This window comes from Actinomycetota bacterium (genome assembly GCA_030682655.1).
Lineage (GTDB): Bacteria > Actinomycetota > Coriobacteriia > Anaerosomatales > JAUXNU01 > JAUXNU01.
In genome coordinates this window covers 1-18503 of record JAUXNU010000151.1, presented here as the reverse complement: position 1 = coordinate 18503, position 18503 = coordinate 1, and the positions used below count along the sequence as shown (strand labels likewise).

Annotated in this window: 17 protein-coding genes and 3 tRNA genes; 19 read left to right on the top strand and 1 reads right to left on the bottom strand. The window is 63.1% G+C overall.

Annotated features, from left to right (window positions below; translation table 11 throughout):
* The 7 genes from Q8K99_09610 to Q8K99_09580 all read left to right on the top strand — a co-directional run bounded on the left by Q8K99_09610 (position 1) and on the right by Q8K99_09580 (position 9023).
* Positions 1-1227, top strand: coding sequence for a HAMP domain-containing methyl-accepting chemotaxis protein (locus Q8K99_09610; GenBank protein MDP2182805.1), 1227 nt, complete (start codon positions 1-3; stop codon positions 1225-1227).
* Between the two features lie 30 nt (positions 1228-1257).
* Complete coding sequence (locus Q8K99_09605; protein MDP2182804.1) at positions 1258-3570, top strand: hybrid sensor histidine kinase/response regulator; 2313 nt, start codon at positions 1258-1260, stop codon at positions 3568-3570.
* Positions 3571-3592: 22 nt separating this feature from the next.
* Positions 3593-4654, top strand: coding sequence for a chemotaxis-specific protein-glutamate methyltransferase CheB (gene cheB / locus Q8K99_09600; protein MDP2182803.1), 1062 nt, complete (start codon positions 3593-3595; stop codon positions 4652-4654).
* A gap of 266 nt (positions 4655-4920) precedes the next feature.
* On the top strand, positions 4921-6480 hold the full coding sequence (locus tag Q8K99_09595; protein ID MDP2182802.1) for a hydrogenase iron-sulfur subunit: 1560 nt from the start codon (positions 4921-4923) through the stop codon (positions 6478-6480).
* Positions 6477-7364 (top strand): F420-nonreducing hydrogenase, encoded by an 888-nt coding sequence (locus Q8K99_09590; protein ID MDP2182801.1) that lies wholly within the window; start codon positions 6477-6479, stop codon positions 7362-7364. The genes Q8K99_09595 and Q8K99_09590 overlap by 4 nt, the downstream gene beginning before the upstream one ends.
* Positions 7357-8772 carry a Ni/Fe hydrogenase subunit alpha gene (locus tag Q8K99_09585; GenBank protein ID MDP2182800.1) on the top strand — a complete coding sequence of 472 codons (1416 nt, stop codon included), beginning with the start codon at positions 7357-7359 and terminating at the stop codon, positions 8770-8772. The genes Q8K99_09590 and Q8K99_09585 overlap by 8 nt, the downstream gene beginning before the upstream one ends.
* On the top strand, positions 8772-9023 hold the full coding sequence (locus Q8K99_09580; GenBank protein MDP2182799.1) for a hypothetical protein: 252 nt from the start codon (positions 8772-8774) through the stop codon (positions 9021-9023). The genes Q8K99_09585 and Q8K99_09580 overlap by 1 nt, the downstream gene beginning before the upstream one ends.
* On the opposite strand, the gene Q8K99_09575 is transcribed toward Q8K99_09580, so the two are convergent.
* Positions 9020-9442 (bottom strand): hydrogenase maturation protease, encoded by a 423-nt coding sequence (locus Q8K99_09575; protein MDP2182798.1) that lies wholly within the window; start codon positions 9440-9442, stop codon positions 9020-9022. The genes Q8K99_09580 and Q8K99_09575 overlap by 4 nt on opposite strands.
* Before the next feature lie 80 nt (positions 9443-9522).
* Here Q8K99_09575 and murI point away from each other — a divergent pair, with 80 nt between their 5' ends.
* The 12 genes from murI to cas7c all read left to right on the top strand — a co-directional run bounded on the left by murI (position 9523) and on the right by cas7c (position 18416).
* Entirely contained in the window at positions 9523-10449 is a 927-nt protein-coding gene (gene murI, locus Q8K99_09570; protein ID MDP2182797.1) for a glutamate racemase, read from the top strand.
* The gene (locus Q8K99_09565; GenBank protein MDP2182796.1) at positions 10440-11204 is read left to right on the top strand and encodes an MBL fold metallo-hydrolase; all 765 of its coding nucleotides are present in this window, start codon (positions 10440-10442) and stop codon (positions 11202-11204) included. Before murI ends, Q8K99_09565 begins: the two co-directional genes overlap by 10 nt.
* A gap of 12 nt (positions 11205-11216) precedes the next feature.
* Positions 11217-11960: a ribonuclease PH gene (gene rph / locus Q8K99_09560; protein MDP2182795.1), complete on the top strand. Its 744-nt coding sequence runs from the start codon at positions 11217-11219 to the stop codon at positions 11958-11960.
* Positions 11944-12588: an RdgB/HAM1 family non-canonical purine NTP pyrophosphatase gene (gene rdgB / locus Q8K99_09555; protein MDP2182794.1), complete on the top strand. Its 645-nt coding sequence runs from the start codon at positions 11944-11946 to the stop codon at positions 12586-12588. Before rph ends, rdgB begins: the two co-directional genes overlap by 17 nt.
* 89 nt (positions 12589-12677) lie before the next feature.
* Positions 12678-12754: transfer RNA gene (locus Q8K99_09550), tRNA-Pro, on the top strand.
* 5 nt (positions 12755-12759) lie between these two features.
* A tRNA-Gly gene (locus tag Q8K99_09545) sits at positions 12760-12835 on the top strand.
* Positions 12836-12868: 33 nt separating this feature from the next.
* Positions 12869-12945 (top strand) — tRNA-Arg (locus Q8K99_09540).
* A gap of 93 nt (positions 12946-13038) precedes the next feature.
* On the top strand, positions 13039-15198 hold the full coding sequence (gene cas3, locus Q8K99_09535; GenBank protein MDP2182793.1) for a CRISPR-associated helicase Cas3': 2160 nt from the start codon (positions 13039-13041) through the stop codon (positions 15196-15198).
* A 24-nt stretch (positions 15199-15222) separates the two neighbouring features.
* A complete protein-coding gene (gene cas5c / locus Q8K99_09530; GenBank protein MDP2182792.1) occupies positions 15223-15873 on the top strand; it encodes a type I-C CRISPR-associated protein Cas5c in 651 nt (216 codons plus the stop codon).
* Positions 15848-16465 carry a type I-C CRISPR-associated protein Cas8c/Csd1 gene (locus Q8K99_09525; GenBank protein ID MDP2182791.1) on the top strand — a complete coding sequence of 206 codons (618 nt, stop codon included), beginning with the start codon at positions 15848-15850 and terminating at the stop codon, positions 16463-16465. Before cas5c ends, Q8K99_09525 begins: the two co-directional genes overlap by 26 nt.
* Positions 16462-17565: a type I-C CRISPR-associated protein Cas8c/Csd1 gene (cas8c, locus tag Q8K99_09520; GenBank protein MDP2182790.1), complete on the top strand. Its 1104-nt coding sequence runs from the start codon at positions 16462-16464 to the stop codon at positions 17563-17565. The genes Q8K99_09525 and cas8c overlap by 4 nt, the downstream gene beginning before the upstream one ends.
* Positions 17566-17567: 2 nt before the next feature.
* Positions 17568-18416, top strand: coding sequence for a type I-C CRISPR-associated protein Cas7/Csd2 (gene cas7c, locus Q8K99_09515; GenBank protein ID MDP2182789.1), 849 nt, complete (start codon positions 17568-17570; stop codon positions 18414-18416).
* The last annotated feature ends 87 nt before the right edge of the window (positions 18417-18503 follow it).

Genomic DNA, 18503 nt, shown 5'->3' with positions numbered 1-18503 from the left:
ATGTTCCAAGGGTGGATACATAAGTTCCGCAGCAAGTTCCTGTATAAATACTCCCTGGTGAACGTCGGGCTCGTTCTCGGCCTCAACGTTGTGCAGTGGGTCGTTGCATGGCTCGTGTTCAAAGACGCGCTTGCCGATCGGGGCCAGCTAGGTGGCGATCTCATCATTGTGGGGGCGTCGGTGGTCGGTCTCGGCGTGGCCTGGATCGCCCTGTTCCTGGTCATCGGGGCGCGCTACATGAGACCGCTCGACCACGTCGTGGAGAGTGTCCGGGCCGCATGCCAGGGTGAGATCGGTCGCAAGGTCGAGGTGGACAGCGAGGACGAGTTCGGCGTGCTCGCGCGCTCGTACAATCAGATGCTCGACTTGATCGTGTACCTGATCAGGCAGACGCAGGAGTCGTCGAGGCGACTCGCGCAGTCGTCGAACGAGATCCTGTCCGCGACGGAGCAGCAGGCTTCCGGCGCGGCCGAACAGGCGGCTTCGATCAGCGAGACGACGGCCACGATGGAGGAGCTCGCGGCCACGTATCGGCAGATCGCCGAGAACGCCAACCAGGTCGTGAACATGGCGGAGGCGTCCCTCGGAAGCGCGGAATCCGGGCAGCAGGCCGTGTTCAACACTCTGACCTCGATGGAGCAGATCAAGGTCCGGAGCCAATCCTCGGCGAACAAGATCCTGTCGCTGGGCGAGCGCAGTCAGCAGATCGGTCAGGTGCTTGAGATCATCAACTCGATCGCCAACCAGACGAAGATCCTGGCGCTCAATGCGGCGATCGAAGCAGCGCGCGCCGGCGAGGCGGGCAAAGGCTTCTCGGTCGTCGCCATCGAGATTCGCAAGCTCGCCGAGTCGGTTGTGGACTCGACCAGTGAGATATCGACGATCATGACCGAGATTCAGAGTGCGGCGAACGATCTCGTCATCGCCACGGAGCAGGAGCTCAATCAGGTCCAGGCCGGCGTCGACTTGGCGCACGTCACCGGGGAATCGCTTGACCAGATCCTCGAGATGATCGAGCAGACTACAGTGGCAGCCAAGGAGATATCGGGTGCCACCCAGCAGCAGAAGAGTGCGACGGACCAGGTGGTCAAGGCCATGAGGGAGGTTGCCGCGGTGGCGCAACAGACCGCCGCCGGCGGTCGCCAGGTTGCGAGCTCGGCGGAGCAGCTTTCAGCCATCGCAAAGGAATCGAGCCAGGTGGGGGCGGCGTTCCAGATCGTCGACTAGCGCCCGAGCTTGGAACAGGAAGGTTGCAGCATGGTCGAGTTCGACCGCAGCGTGTTCATCGCGAAGTTCCAGGAAGAGGCCCAGGAGCTTCTTCAGCGGCTCAATGAGAGCGTGATCGAGCTCGAGAGCTCGCATGACAATCGCAATCTCATCGACCAGATGTTGCGTGATGCCCACACGCTCAAGGGCAGTTCGCGCATGGTCGGGCTCATCGAGATCTCCGACATCGCACATCGGCTCGAGGACATCATGGTGCGCATCCGCGACGGCGGCATGGCCTATACTCCCGAGCTCAGCGATCACTTCTTCGAGGCGCTGGACGCGATCGTGTATCTCTCCGAGAACGCCGGCAAGGACATCGAGATCGCGATCGACCTTGCGGCTCTTCAGGCGCGATTGAGCGCGGTTTCGGCCGAGGAAGAGAGCGCAGAGGAGGCCGAGATCGAAGCCCAGCTGGCGAATTCCGGCTCGGCCGACGACGCGGGCGTGCACCCGGCCAGCGATGGGCCGCCAGCAGACGGCGACCACCTGACGCCCCGAGCGAACGGTGCGACTGCTGGGTCCATGTCAGCCCAGGCGGAGGCCAAGCTGACAGCGAAGGTTCAGCAGACTATTCGCATCCGAACGGGTCAGATCGACGGCCTTCTCAATCTGGTTTCGGAAGTGGTCATCTCTCAGATCAAGGCCGAACAGCACGCGTTCGAAGTCCGGCAATCGACGATGGAGTTCTCGGAGATCTGGCAATCGTGGTTGCGCCTCAAGTCGGCTCTGACTTCGATGCACATCGACGACGAGGCGCTTCTGAGTCAAGTCATGGATGAGGTCAGCGATCTCGATCGGCTTCTGTCCGATCGACGCCGGGCCCTGGCTGTGACGGCCAAGGGCTGGGCCGAGGACGTGTCCCGAGCCTCGGTCGTGGTGAATGACCTCCAGGAGCAGGCCATGCGCCTGCGCATGTTGCCCGTCTCCACCGTGTTCTCGACCTTCCCGCGCGCAATGCGCGACCTCGCCCGCTCCTTCAAGAAGGACGTCGAGCTGATTCTCGAGGGAGCCGACACCGAACTCGACAAGAAGGTCCTCGAGGAGATCAATGATCCGCTGGTCCACATCATGCGCAATGCTGTGGACCATGGGATCGAGCCCGCCGAGGAGCGCGTGCGTCTTGGCAAGCCGGCGAAGGGCACCATCAGGATGTCCGCGCGCCAGGAAGGCGATCACATCGTCATCGAGATCGCCGATGACGGTACGGGCATCGACCCGGACAAGGTCCGTACTTCGGCGGTGCGAAAGGGCTACATCTCGGAAGCAGAGGCCTCGTCGATGTCGGACCGTGAGGCCCAGTACCTCATCTTCGAGAAGGGATTCTCCACCAGCGCCATAATCACTGAGATCTCCGGTCGCGGCGTTGGGATGGATGTCGTTCGCGAGTTCATCGTCGAGAAGCTCAAGGGCTCTCTCGATGTGGTGAGCATACTCGGCGAAGGCACGACTTTCAGGCTAACGATTCCGCTTACCTTGGCCATCATCCGCGCACTCATGCTGCGCGTCGGGAATCAACTGTTCGCGTTGCCCACGGCTTCGGTAGAGGAAACGACTCGCATCACTCCTGACGAGATCATCAAGGTCGAAGGCCGGGAGGTTATCCGGCGTCAGCGTCGAACGATTCCGCTCATGCCGCTCGGCGACATCCTCGGCGTGACTCACACGGGCCACGGAGACGGCAAGATCCCCATCGCCACGATCGGGTTCTCCGGCCACCGAATGGGCTTCATAGTCGATGCCCTCGTTGGCGAACAACAGATCGTTATCAAGTCGCTCGGCTCGCACCTCAGGAAGGTCGACAACGTGGCGGGAGTGACGATTCTCGGCGCGGGTGAAGTAGTGCCGATCCTCAACGTCCCCGATCTGATGGCCAGCGCCCGTCGCAGGACCACGCGCCGCGTGGGCACCAAGGCCGCCGATGAAGCCGCAAGGCCGAGGCGGATCCTTATCTGCGAGGACTCGTTCACGACTCGTGAGCTGGAGCGATCCATTTTCGAAGCCGCCGGCTACGACGTTGAGGTTGCGATGGATGGTGCACAAGGGCTGGCGAAGCTCAAGGAAGGGCTCGTGGTCGACGCCGTGGTGTCGGACGTCCAGATGCCGAACATGACCGGGTTCGAGTTGACCCGTGCCATCAAGGGCGACCCGAGCCTCACGGACATTCCGGTCGTCATCGTGACGTCGCTGGAGCGAGACGAGGAGAAGGCCGAGGGCATTCAGGCCGGCGCCGACGCCTACATCACGAAGTCGGTCTTCAACCAGGATACGCTGCTCGACACAGTCGAGAGACTCATCCGATGACCGGGACGGAGCGTTGCCGCACGTGAACGCGTCTCAGAAGATCCGCGTCCTCATCGTCGATGACTCACTCGTCGCGCGCGAGATGCTCGCGCAGATCCTCGCGACGGACGCGGACATCGAGGTCGTCGGGACGGCTCGCGACGGGCGCGAAGCTGTCGAAGCCGTGCCGCGACTCCGGCCGGATCTCATCACCATGGACATCCACATGCCCCGGATGGACGGGCTCGAGGCTACCGAAGAGATCATGGCCTACCACCCCACCCCGATCCTTGTCGTTTCGTCGTCGGTGCACGGCGAGGGAATGGGTCGCGCTTTCGACGCGCTCAAGATGGGGGCGCTCGAGGTAATCAAGAAGCCAGAGCCTCGCGATTGGGCCGAGCTTGAGAAGATCGGCCGAGAGGTCATCCGGAAGGTGAAGGTGCTGGCGGGCGTCACGGTCATCACGCACATACGAGGCCGCCGAGGAGACCGTGCATCCATACCTCCGACGATTCGTATCACGGAGCCGGTATCGACGCGGTCGATCGTAGCGATCGGCTCCTCGACCGGGGGACCGACCGCTCTGCTAGCCGTCCTTGCCCCTCTTCCCGCCGAGCTGCCCGTCCCGATAGTGATCGCCCAACATATTGCCGAGGGCTTCATCCCCGGCCTGGTCAGCTGGCTCAACACTGGGACGAAGCTGCAGGTCGAAGCTGCACAGAATGGCCTGGCGGCCTCGCCGGGAGTGGCCTACCTGGCTCCGACCGGGTTGAACCTGGTCATGGACAAGGGGACGATGCGCTTCGCCCGTCCCGGGACAGGTCAGCTGTATGTTCCTTCGGCAGACACGCTGTTCGCGTCGGTTGCCAGTGCATATGGTAGCCGCGGGGTTGGCGTCATCCTCACTGGCATGGGAGCCGACGGGGCAATGGGCCTGAGGGCGATGCGCGATGCGGGGGCTGCCACGATCGCGCAAGACGAGTCGACGTGCACCGTGTACGGAATGCCCAGGGCTGCGGTCGAGGCTGCTGCTGCGGGGACAGTCCTGCCGCTCCAGGAGATAGCCGAACGGGTCATGTCCGATCTTGAGACGCGCGCCAGATGACGTGACCGTAGTCACACTTGGCGCGTGATTGGGTTTGCCATCACCCGTGTTTCGCCGTTCGCACCGCTCACACGGGCCGTTGGCTGGGTTTTCGCTTTAGGTTTCTGTCACATCGAACGATGCTCTTCATGTACGCCGGATCTGCCTTTCACTGTCGGCCGGTACCGATAGGCGATTCCGCAGCTGCGATGAGAATCGCGCGTAAGGGGTGAGGTTTCGTGCCATTAGGCCTGTATGCCTGTCGTTGTAACGGCGCAGTTGACTCTGTGGTCGACCTGGAACAGGCGCTGTCACGCGTTCGGGAGGAAGCAGCGATCGTCCGCATCGTCGACGACCTGTTCGATCCCGATACGCAGTCAAGAATCGAGCGAGATATCGGGAACGCCGGACTCGACTCGATCGTGCTTGCGGGCCATTCCCTCGAGCACTACACGAGGAGCCTTTCCTGGCAGTATCTGAGGGACCGTCTCGTGGCCGCGGGCCTCAATCCCAACAAGATCGTCGTTGCGAACCTTCTAGAACAGGTCGCACTCGCTCATCCCGATGACCCAGCTGGGGCCACCGCCAAGGCGAAGGCCCTCATCGAGGTCGCGGTGATGCGAGCGACGATGGCCCAGGCGGTGGAAGGGACATCCATCGAACCGCGGCGCAACGTGATGATCCTCGGGGTGACGGCCGAAGCGCTGGTCGCAGCGCAGCGACTCCTCCAGCTGGGGTATGGCGTGGTGCTTGCGGACCGCCAGGAGGGGTCGAAACGTGCGTGCGCGACCCCCGCGATGAGGGCCACCGCGTCGTACGTGCTGGGGCACGCATCGGCCGAGTTCGTCGACAATGCACGAATGGTCGACGGCGAAGGGTGGCTGGGCGACTATCGCATCACGCTCGGCATCGACGGTGACCAGGTCGACTACAACGTTGGAGGGCTGTTGCTCGCCCGGCCGGACAGTCCCGACTGGATCGCCGAACTGCGCCAGCACTTCAAGGTCGATATCGACGAGGACGGCAACGCGCGGTCTCTCAACCCAACCACACACCCGGCCGAAACCGTTGACGCCGGAATCATGGTGGTTCCGATTCGTAGAGAAGGCAATCTGGAACGCGACAAGGTCGCTGCCGCCGATTCGGCGGCCATGGCGCTCGTGCTGCGGCTCTCGCAGCCTCGGATCGTTCACTGTCACGACGTGTCCGCGGTGGACGAAACACTGTGCGGCGGATGTGCGTCATGTGTTCGGACGTGCGCGTTTGGCGCATGCAGCATCGGAGAGGACGGCTTCTCCCATGTCGACGTGCGCCGTTGTCGGGGATGCGGCAAGTGCGTCGTGTCATGTCCGGTCGGTGCGCGCGACATCGTCAACTCCCCCCACGACTACCTGATTGCTGCTGTAAGGGCGCTTTCCGAGTCCGATGCCTCCGGGGACCAGGTCCTTGGCTTCCTATGCGGGGGATGCGGATATCCCGCGGCCGATGAAGCGGCGAAGCACGTCACCGAAACGGGCGAGAGCTACCCGGCCACCTTCATGCCGATCCGCATTCCTTGTGGCGGCAGACTCGACACGCTCTATGTTCTTGAGGCCTTCAAGGTCGGCTTCGATGCGGTTGCCGTGTTCAGGTGCCGCGAGGGGCGCTGCCACAACCTCATCGGCAACCTCGACATGGACCGGCGCATCAACTTGTTGCGAGTGGTCCTGCGATCGCGTGGAATGGACGACTCGCGGCTGCGGATCATCGACATATCTCCGTTCGAGGGTGGTCGCTTCGTAGAGCAGGTCAACGAGGTCTACCACACGGTTTCGACACTGACGAACGGGAAAGGGGGTCCCCAGTGAGCAAGCCACGTTTGGCGCACGTCATCCTTGGCGGATGCGAAGGGTGCTATGTGTCCCTGCTCGATGCCCACGAGGGACTTGTCGATCTCCTCGATTTGGTCGACATCGTGTATTCGCCCTTGACCGACACCGGTGAGATGCAGGAATGCGAAGTCGTGATCGTTGAAGGCGCGGTGACGACGGAGCATGACGAGGTCGCGCTGCGAGAAGCCCGCGAGAAGGCCGGTACCCTCGTGGCGGTGGGGTCGTGCGCCGCACTTGGCGGAATAGGTGGGCTGCGCAATCTGTATTCGTCATCCGACGTGCTCGAGAGCGTCTTTGGCGAGGATCAGCCTTCCGAGGAGCTTCCGAAACTGACATCTCGCGTGCACCCTCTGTCCGACTACGTGGAAGTGGATATCTCGGTTCCGGGCTGCGCTCCCAAGACAGAGACCATTCTCGCGGCGCTTGGGGCCGCGATCGCGGGGGAGCTGTTCGAGATGCCTCGCCGCAACATGTGCGACGAATGCACCCGGGAGAAGGTGGCCTTACTGCATCACTCGGCGGAGTTCGTCTCAGATACGGTCTACAGCCTTATGGAACTTGACGAGATCAACCCGACGCTCTGCTTCCTGGAACAGGGCGTCATCTGCATGGGACCCATGACGAGAGAGGGTTGCGGCGCCAGGTGCATCACGGCCAACGTCCCGTGTCGGGGCTGTCAGGGGCCCAGCCGAGTGGAGTTGGAGCAAGGTGCCAAGATGATCGATGCCCTGGCAGCGTTGCTGCCACCGGGCGCGATCATGTACCTCGATGATCTGATTGGGACGGGATACCGGTACACCCTGCCGATCTCTGTCTTCCCTGCCGTCTACGACCAAGATGGGGGTGATTCGGATGACTGAGACTATCCGACTGCCCGCCGTCAAGCGGATCGAGGGTCACGGGCGTGTTTCGCTATTCGTTGGTGACAGCGGCTCAGTCGTGGGTGCGCACTTTGAGATCACGGAGTTCCGCGGCTTCGAGAAGATGCTGCTCGGTCGCATGGTGTGGGAGACCCCGCTGATAACCAGCCGCATCTGTGGCGTGTGCCCGGTCAGCCATCACCTTGCGGCGGTCAAGGCCGTCGACGCGATGTACCGCGTCGAGATCCCGCGGGCTGCCCGGTTGCTTCGCGAGGCGGTACACCTGGGCGGGCTTAGCCAGGACCACGCACTCCACTTCTTCTTCCTGGCAGGGCCGGATTTCCTCACCGGTGACGGGTCGGGAAGCAGGGATATCCTCGGCGTCATCTCGGCCCGTCCCGACCTGGCGCTGAAAGCCATCGGGCTGCGCAAGACCGGGCAGCACATCGTGAGGACCATCGGGGGACGCGCGAGCCATCCCGTCACGGCGATCCCCGGTGGCATGAGCAAGGGAATCACGGTAGAGCAACGGGACGAGATGCTCGCGATGGTGCGCGAGGGGATGGACGACGCGCTGTTCGCCGCCGAAATCGCGCATGAGTCGACAGAAAGGCTGCTCGCAGAGAATCCGGCGTACGCTTCCGACCCCGTGCATATGATGTCGCTTCTCGGGGAGGGAGATGCTTTCGAGCTCTATGACGGTACGGTCTCGGTGATGACCCCTGAGGGGCGCATGACCGAGCGCTTCGATCCGGAGTTCTATGCGGACCACGTCTCTGAGCGCGCGCTCCCGTACAGCTACGCGAAGTCGACCTACCTCTCCATGAAGGGCCCCGAGAACGGTACCTATCGTGTGGGTCCGCTTGCACGCATCAACATGGCAGAAAGCATGCCCGGCCCCCACAGCACGGAGCTCCTTACCGCGTTCCGCTCTCAGCTTGCGCGACCGGCTCACGCAGTGCTCGCGTACCACTGGGCACGCATGATCGAGCTCGTCGCGGCCTATGAGCGTCTCGAGCAGCTGCTTTCCGATGACGAGATCACGTCGGACGTTGTGCGCGTCAAGGTAGAGCGTGGCAAGGGCGTCGGGATGTCCGCGATCGAGGCGCCTCGGGGCACTTTGATCCATCACTACGAAGCGGACGATGTCGGTCACGTCACCAAAGCGAACCTGATCGTCGCAACGACGCACAACACGGCCTCACTCGACGACGCTGTCTTCCAGGCGGTCAAGGGCGTTTCGCGCGACGAAGCCCTCGACGATTTGACCGTGCGGAAGATGGAGCTAGGCATTCGCGCACACGATCCGTGCCTGTCGTGCGCGACTCACGAGATTGGGCGCATGCCGCTTGCGGTGGACCTGATCGGTCCCGACGGGACGATCCTCGCATCGAGGGGGTCGGTCTAGTGAGCGAGTATCAGGACGCCTTCGACCGGCACGTGCGCACGCGCCTCGAGTCGTCTTTCGGCAAGGCGGTGGCGATGCTGATTCTCGCGTCAGCCTCGAACTCGGCAAACGCGCCCATGGTGGGTATGGAGCGCGAACACTATGTCGGGCTGTGCTCGGCCATCTGTACGGATCGCCGCGTCGTGGACATGTGGGGCGCTGCGGGTGCCCACGACACGCTGGAGCAGTGGAAGAAGGTCATCGGCGACTAGGGTTGTGCTCCGATCATGCGCAAGACCTCGGAGGCTGCCTCGTGCGAGGCAGCCTCTGCTATTGCGGACAGTCCCTCGGCATGGCCCATCTCAGGAGCGGCCACGCTGACGAGCCTGGCAGCTGCAGCGCACGCGTAGAGCGCTTGCGACAGGGCCAGCAGTCCGGACGGGTCGAGGGCGTGAGCGTTCGACCCGGAGGCGTCAGGGACGACGTCGGTCACCGCGACCAGGGGAGCGGCTCGACGCTCTGCATCTATGAAGATGACTTCGTCAGCGGCGGCAACGTCCTCGGCAAGCACGACATCGAGCTGCGGCTGGGACACGAGCGTCACTTCGGCGCCGAAGCACCCCTCGAGTAGCTCCGCCACGCGCCGCGCGACACCGTCGTCACCCCGCGCCTTGTTGCCTATGCACAGCACCAACGTTCTCGACATGTCGAAGAGTATACGCGGCGGGGGAGGTCGTAGCCGTCCCCGGTTCCACGGGTATACTGCGTCACATGGAATCGCTTCCGATCGGCATATTCGACTCCGGCCTCGGCGGACTCACCGTCATGCGCGAGGTGGCCAGCGCCCTACCCGCCGAGGACATCGTCTACTTGGGCGACACCGCGCGCTGCCCGTACGGTCCCCGCGACCTCGACGAAGTCCGCCGGTTCGTGCTGGAGATCGGCTCGTGGTTGTCGGAGAGGCCTGTCAAGCTCATGGTGATCGCCTGCAACACGGCGACCGCGGGCGGTCTTGCTCTGGCGCAGACGGCGTTCGACGTGCCGGTCATAGGCGTCGTTGAACCCGGCGCTCGCGCGGCGGTACGCACGACCGCCAATCGCAGCGTGGGCGTCATCGGCACGGTCGGCACGATCGAGTCGGGCGCCTACAGTCGCGCGGTTCGTGCTATCGATGCCGGCGTCACGGTCTTCTCCGTCCCGACGCCCAAGTTCGTCGACGTCGTCGAGGCAGGTCTGCGGATGGGCCCCGGCCCACTCGAAGACTGGCTCGCAGAATCCGCCGATGTCTACATCCGCCCGTCCTTCCACGAGCTTGCCCGCGACTACTTGGACCCGCTCAAGCGTTCGGGCATCGACACGCTCGTCCTTGGCTGCACACACTTTCCGCTGCTCTCGACCGCGATCCAGCAGGTCGTGGGCCCGCGGGTGAAGCTGATCTCCTCGGCCGAGGAGACTGCGCGCGAGGTTGTCGAGACGCTCACGTCGCGCGGTCAGCTCGCCAAGGAGGGTCGCGCCGGTACGCACTCGTTCGCCACGACCGGCGATGCGACCGAATTCGCCCGCTTCGGCTCTCGCGTCCTGCGCTCGCGCATCGCGCAGGCCGATCGCGTCGACCTCCGCGATCTCGCGGCGCTTCCGGCCGCGAGTCTGCTCGCTCTGCTCGCAGACCCCGCGACCCTGGAGGCCGCATGCGACTGACGGTCCTCGGCTCCTCGGCTTCGTACGCCGGTGCCGGACAGGCCACGGCTGGCTACCTCGTCGAGGTCGGCGACGTGCGCGTCCTGCTCGACTGCGGGCATGGGGCGCTGGCCAACCTTGCAATGGTCACGGATCCTCTGGGGCTCGAGGCGGTGTTCGTGTCGCACGGACACATCGATCACTTCGCGGACATCTACGCGCTGCAGGCTCTACTGCGTTTCGCTCCGGAGGGCCCCGCCGCGCCGTGCACTCTCTACGTGCCGTGCGGCCTGTTCGGGCGCATGGGCGCCGTGCTGACCGATCACGCCAGAGAGGAACTCGTGCAGGCCTTCGATGTGCACGAGCTTGCTGCCAAGGAGAGCGTTCTCCTTGGCGGACTGAGCGTGACGCCATATCCCGTGGATCACATGGATCCCACCTTCGCGCTCGTGGTCGAGGCAGATGGCACTAGGCTGTGCTACACGTCCGACACTGCGCCTGGCGAGGCCGTCCTGGAGGCTGCACGCGGATGCGACCTGTTGCTGGCGGAATGCACCCTGCCGCAGAAGTACTCGGGAATGGCGGCGCACATGACCGCAGCGCAGGCGGCCGGTCTCGCCCGTGACGCCGGCGCGAAACGGCTCGTGCTCACCCACCTGTGGCCGACCAGCGGCCGGGACACGTTGCTTCGCGAAGCGGCAGCGATCTTCGACGGTCCCATCTCGGTCGCCCGGGAGTTCGAAACCCATCAGATCGGCGGCTCGGGCCGCCAGTAGGAGAGGACGCACATGCAGCGCACAGACTCGCGTGACGCAGGAGAGCTTCGTCCCGTCAAGGTCACGCGGCGCTACCTGAGACACGCTCACGGCAGTTGCATGTTCGAACTCGGCGACACCCGGGTCCTCTGCGCCGCCAGCGTGAGCGAGGGCGTCGCTGGCTGGCGACGGGGCAGTGGACTTGGATGGGTGACCGCGGAGTACGCACTCCTTCCAGCGTCCACGCACACACGCTCCCGCCGAGAGGCGACCACCGGAGGACCGCGTGGGCGTACGCACGAGATCCAGCGCCTTATCGGGCGGTCGCTTCGGTCCGTTGTGGACATGGCTGGGATGGGCGGGGAGTGCACCGTCAACGTGGACTGCGACGTTATCCAGGCAGATGGAGGAACCCGCACCGCTGCGATCACAGGCGCCTACATCGCGCTCTACGACGCCTTCTCGACCTGGCGCAGCGCGGGCAAGATCAGCGAGATCCCGCTCATGGAGTTCGTCGCTGCGACTTCGGTCGGCCTCGTTGACGGGGAGCTGCTGCTCGATCTCGACTATGCCGAGGACAGCGTGGCCGAGGTCGACATGAACGTTGTCATGGACGGCTCCGGTCGATACATAGAGGTCCAGGGCACCGGCGAGAAGACGCCGTTCGATAGGGGACGCCTGGTCGAGATGCTAGACCTTGCCGGTGCCGGCATCGAACGCCTCGTCGGCATGCAACGCGCGATCTCGGTGGAGGACGGCGATGTCTTCGAACTCTGATACGACCGTCAAGCGCGTCGTTGTCGCAACGAGCAACCGCCACAAGGTGGAAGAGATCGCCGCGGCCCTTGCATATACGGGGTGGAGCTTCGTGGCGGCCTCCAATCTCTGCGGCTGGGAGTCGCCTCCCGAGACAGGGGAGACCTTCGAAGAGAACGCGCTCATCAAGGCGCATGCGGCGCACGATCTCTTTGGCATGCCGACACTGGCCGACGACAGCGGCCTCGAGGTCGACGCGCTCGACGGGGCGCCCGGCGTGCACTCGTCCCGCTACGCGGGTGAATGCGCGACCGACGCGCTGAACAACGAGCGACTCCTGACCGCACTCTTCGGCATACCTGCCAAGGACCGCACCGCCCGGTTCCGCAGCGTGATCGCCTTCGTCGATGGCGATGGCGAGCCGGTGTTGGCATCAGGGGCGTGCGAAGGGCGCGTCGCGGAAGCTCCGCGGGGCGACCTGGGATTCGGCTACGACCCTCTGTTCCTGCCGGACGCCGCTCCGGGTCGAACGATGGCTGAGCTTGAGATGAGCGAGAAGAATGCGATCAGTCACCGTGGTGCCGCGCTCAGAGCGTTCGTGGCCGCCCTTGAGGCCGCCACGACCCGAGGTGCCGAGGAGACTGCGTAGGGCGTCCATTTGCCCGAAGGCACTGACCTCCCTATACTTGGCGGTGCCCTCGGGCGGACGGCCCGCGAGGGCGTCCATCTGGGGCAGGTCGGGCCGTGGCGCAGCTTGGTAGCGCACCTGCTTTGGGAGCAGGGGGCCGCCGGTTCGAATCCGGCCGGCCCGACCAGATATGCGGCGGTAGTTCAATTGGTAGAGCCTCAGCCTTCCAAGCTGATTGTTGCGGGTTCGAGTCCCGTCCGCCGCTCCATGACAAGACGCCGTCACGTAGACGGTCACATACGCGCCCGTAGCTCAGCTGGATAGAGCGGGAGACTTCTAATCTCTAGGTCGGGGGTTCGAATCCCTCCGGGCGTGCCAGCACGGGTACACGAGGAGCCCGAACCTGGGCTCCTCGTTCGTGTCAGAGGGTCATGCTAGCCTGGTCTCGCGGGGATGAGGAGGGCGAGCGACATGGCCGAGGAGCTCTACGCGCACACGCCAGCCGAGGGCAGTGAACGGTGGCACCTGCTTGACGACCACCTCGAAGCGGTCGGTCGAATTGCCGGGGACTTCGCCGAGCCGTTGGGGCTTGGAGCCGTCGCACGCCTGCTTGGTGAGCTGCATGATCTCGGCAAGGCGTCTCCGGAGTTCCAGGGGTACCTGCGAGATGCGCATGAAGGACACCCTCATCGGAGAGGGAGTGTGAATCACAAGATCGCGGGTGCCGTGAAGGCGGCGGGAGAGGCTGACCTACTCGCCCTTCTGATTCTGGGGCATCACGGTGGTCTGCCAAGCGCGGCCGAGGCCAAGGCGACACTCAGAGCGTTTGAACAGGGCGGCGTGCCCGGTGAATCACAGGACTACTCCGTGCGAAGGCCTGATTTGACTACTGCTGAGGCTGCGAGACTCGAGCTAGGCGGGCTGACATCGAGACTCGAAGCTGAGCTGGCGCTACGGCTGACGTACTCGTGTCTTGTCGACGCCGATTCGTTGGATACGGAATCCCACTTCAAGCCCGCCGTCTCCGCAGATCGTCATGATGTCGTGAGGCTCAAGGAGCTGATTCAGCTCCTGACGCGGTCTCAGGATGCACTGATGCAACGTGCCCCGGACACGGAAGTCAATCGTGTTCGGCGCAGAGTGTACGAGGAGTGTCTGGCCGCCGCAGAAGCGCCGCCAGGGGTCTTCAGTCTGACAGTGCCAACTGGAGGAGGAAAGACGCTCTCCTCTCTCGCGTTTGCCCTCCGGCACGCACAGGCCAACGGCCTAGAGCGCGTGATTTGCGCAATCCCGTACACGAGCATCATTGAGCAGACGTGCGATGTGTTCAGATCGGCTTTGCCCGCTGCACACGCAGTACTCGAACACCACAGTGCGATAGATGAGTCCGGCGCGAACGGAGCCGACGACCAGTGGCGCGTTCTCGCCTCGGAGAACTGGGACTCACCGGTCGTCGTGACAACCACGGTGCAGTTCTTCGAGAGTCTGTTCGGCAACCGGCCGGGCAAGTGCCGCAAGGTTCATCGGATGGCCCGCAGTGTGATCGTGCTCGACGAGGTGCAAACACTTCCAGGCAGGTACCTTGAGCCGATGGTTGACGCTCTCCGTGCACTTGTCGAGCGGTATGGAGCCAGTGTCGTGCTGTGTACAGCAACTCAGCCAGCCCTTCAGGAATCGCTTGACTTGGTGCCTGGGTTCGCGTCGATCCAGGAGATCACCTCCACTACGGCCATCGATTTCGAGAGGCTTGCTCGCGTGGAATACCACATCGACTTGGAGCCGGTGGAGTGGGCCGACGTGGCGTGTTGTGTTCGCGACCACTCGCAATGTCTGATCGTTGTGAACACTAAGAGTGACGCAATCTCGCTTCTTGAGGCACTTGATGACCCAGACGCGCTGCACTTGTCCACGCGACTCTGCCCGGAGCATCGGACGCAGGTCTTGAACGCGATCAGAGCGCGCCTGAAGGACGGTGTTCCATGTCGCGTCGTAAGTACCCAAGTTGTTGAGGCCGGCGTGGATCTGGACTTCCCGGTTGTCTACCGTGCAGTCGGTCCGCTCGACCGCATTGTCCAGGCTGCAGGGAGATGCAATCGAGAGGGCACGCTCGAGTTCGGACACGTTCACGTCTTCAATCCGAACGAAGGTTCTCAACCGCGTGGGGCCTACAGAACCGCCGTGGACCATGCACTCATGTGGCTGGGCCGCGATGGATTGGATCTTGGTGACCCATCAAGCTTTCCGGACTACTTCCGGTGCGTGTACGGCGACCTGAACACCGACGCGAAGAACATCCAGGAACTCCGAGCCGCGTTTGACTTTCCGAAAGTGGCGGACCGGTTTCGCATGATTGATGAGGATACAGTGTCGGTGTTGGTCTCCTACGACCTTGAGACTGTCGAGCGCATCTGTGGCGAGATCGAGGTTCTGCAACACGTGGATCGACGGCTCTGGCGACAGATACAGCGGCACAGCGTCGCACTACGGCGCCGGGACTTCGACAAGGCCATGCGCGGCGGCTTGGTCTTCGAGGTGGCTCCCGATTCGGCGCTCTATCGCTGGTTTGGCGAGTACGACGAGGTCAAGGGACTGACCGGAGCCGGACCAGATCCGGCCGATCTGATCCAGTAGGGACACGCATTGGAGGGGAGGACCGTGTATCGAAATCCAGTTCAAGTGAAGGTATGGGGGGAACGCGCGTGCTTCACGCGGCCGGAGATGAAGGCCGAACGAGTCAGCTACCCGGTGATGACGCCATCTGCAGCTCGGGGCGTGCTCGAGGCGATCTTCTGGAAGCCCGAGTTCGAGTGGCACGTGACGAGCATTGCGGTGCTCAAGCCGATTCGCCACTTCTCGGCGGTGCGCAACGAGGTCAACAGGCGAGCGAGTCCGCAGAGCGCAGGGTTCGACATCAGCGAGACCCGAACACAACGGCACACACTCGGGTTGCGAGATGTCGCATATGTGATCTCTGCTGACGTGATCGTTGCGCCTCACGTTGGGGAGGACGCGGCGAAGTATCGTGACCAGTTCAGGCGGCGTGTCAACAAAGGACAGTGCTTCAATCAACCGTACCTGGGATGTCGCGAGTTCGTCGGCTACTTCGGCAATGTGGATGGCAGCGAATCGGCGATTGACCTGTCGGAACCGCTGGGCCTGGTGCTGCTCGACATCGAGTACAAGGCTGAGCCGCCGCACGAGCCTCATTTCTTCCAAGCCGAACTCGTGCGTGGAGTACTCAACGTGCCGGACTACAGCTTCAATACGAAGGGGGGTGCCGATGTTCCTGCAAAGGTTGGAGGCTGACGCTGACAGAATCGTCGACATGCCGCCGCCCATGTATGACAAGAAGCCGGTCAAGTGGGTTGTGGACTTGACGGCAGACGGCGGCTTCTTGGGAATCGTGTCAACCGCTGCGGAGGGCGAGGCGCGTGATCGAGGCAAGCAGCACCTCGTTCCGTTTGTGAAGCGCGCTTTCGGAATCCGACCGATCCTGCTCGCAGACACACCCGCCTACACCTTCGGAATCGACCCTGCCGATACTCGCGCGGCGGAGAAGCACGAAGCGTACGTAGGACTCCTGCGCCAGTGTGTCGAAGCAACTGAATCAGCCGCCGTACGGGCCGTTCTCATGTTTCTCCAGGGCAATCTCGACCGGGGGCTGCCAGCGGATGCGGGGCGTTCCGACCTCGTCACATTCCGCGTGGGTGGCGAGTTTGTTGTGGACACACCCGGTGTTCGGGACTTCTGGCGGGGAACTGTTGAGCCGGCGTCCAAGTTGCGGGAGACGACCATAGGTCAGTGTCTCGTCTGCGGGGAGCGCAAGCCGATTCCCTTGACGACCCCCGTACCAGTGAAGGGCATTCCGGGGGGCAATCGTCTGGGACCGCGCTGGTGAGCGCCAACGTTCGTGTGTTCGAGTCATACGGACTCCAGCGCGGCGCGACGTGCGGCGTTTGCCATCAGTGCGGGGAGCGTTTCGGAAAGGCGCTGAACGAACTGCTTGGCAATGAGAAGACGCACCTGGTCGTCGGTCCAACCGTGTTTGTGTTTTGGACCATCAAGGAGACCGATTTCGACCTACTCAGTTACTTCTCACGGCCTACAGCCGAGGACGTTAAGGCACTCTTGACCTCGTATCGTCGTGGTCGAGACGCGGGATTCCCCGACGAGGATCAGGTGCGATTCAACGTGGCCGTCCTGAGCGCCGGCGGAGGGCGTGCGATCGTTCGCGACTTCGACAACACGACGATTGAGGTGGCCAAGCGCAGACTCGCAGAGTGGTTCGCGCTCACTGCCCAGGTCAACGAGTGGGGGGAGTCTGGACAACCCCTCGGACTGTATCAACTTGCTGCAGCTCCATTTAGGGATCCAACCAAGCAGATGCCCCCGCATCTGCCGACCATCCTCGTCAAGGCCGCGCTCTACGGCTCCAGACCACTCCCGTTGTGGCCGCTTTCTCTTGCGCTCAGTCGCTGCAAGGTCGGCGGGACTATCGTGCGCGGCCGCAAAGTCAGCGCCGTCACGCACGCGCAAGCCGCGCTACTCAAGGCTGTTCTTGCATCATCGACTCCTGGAAGGGAGGACTACATGTCGAAACTCGATACATCTGAAACGTCCGTCGCCTATCTCTGTGGCCGACTCTTCGCAGTTCTCGAGGTTATCCAGCGACGTGCAATCCCGGGAATCAACGCAACCGTTGTCGACAAGTACTTCGCGTCGGCGTCGACCGCGCCGGCGAGCGTATTCGGGAAGCTGCTCTCTGATGCCCAGCCTCACCTCTCGAAGCTCCGTAAGTCGAGTGAGGGAGCCTACCAGGCACTTGAAGCGCGGCTCGAGGAAGTACTTGCGCCGATCGAAGAGTTCCCAGCCACACTGTCGCTGCGCGACCAAGCGCTCTTCTCGCTAGGCTTCTACCACCAGCGTGCGACGGACCGGGCGGCTCGCAAGGCCGCCAAGGAAGCAGCGAATGCCGATGCTACCCAGACGGAGGAGTAGGCATGTCAGAGAGCCGAATTCACACCGACCCTGAACGCAGGCACGACTTCGTCCTGATCTTTGATGTCGTCGACGGTAATCCGAATGGCGATCCCGATGCTGGCAACATGCCTCGCGTCGATCCCGAAACGATGAACGGTCTCGTCACAGATGTGTGCTTGAAGCGCAAGGTGCGCAACTACGTCGCCGTCCTCAAGGAAGGTGAGGCAGGCTACGGGATCTACGTCAACGATTCCGGCATCGCGCTGAACACGCTTCACCAGCGCGCGTACGAAGAGGAAGGCATCAAGTCGTCTGGCTCCAAGCAGAAGCGGGAGGATGTCGATGCCGTGCGGAAACGCATGTGCGATACGTACTTCGATGTGCGCATGTTCGGCGCTGTGATGACAACGGGCGTCAACTGCGGCCAAGTTCGCGGGCCGGTGCAGATGACATTCTCGCGGTCGGTAGATCCCATCGTGCCGATGGATGTTTCGATCACTCGGGTAGCCATCACCAAAGCCGAAGATGCGGGGATCGTGCTCGGCGACGATGGCGAGGCTAGGGGCGGGAAGACCACCGAGATGGGCCGCAAGGCCCTTGTGCCCTATGGTCTGTACGTTTGTCATGGCTTCTTCTCTGCCCCGTTCGCCGAGAAGACCGGCGTGACCTCGGATGATCTCGCGCTCTTCTGGCGGGCGCTACGCGAGATGTGGGATCTTGATCGCTCGTCCAGCAGGGGAATGATGGCGTGCCGGGGGCTCTATGTGTTCAGCCACACCAACAGGTTGGGCAATGCGCCGGCCCAGGATCTCTTCGACTTAGGAAGCGTCAAACAACAAGTAGGAGATTGGCTGGTGATGTCGAAGTAAGATCGTATGATCAACGAGCATGCGATCGGAGAGCGCTATCGGGCGCTCGCGGGAGAGTTCGATGAGAGACGTCGACGCCTGTGGGCG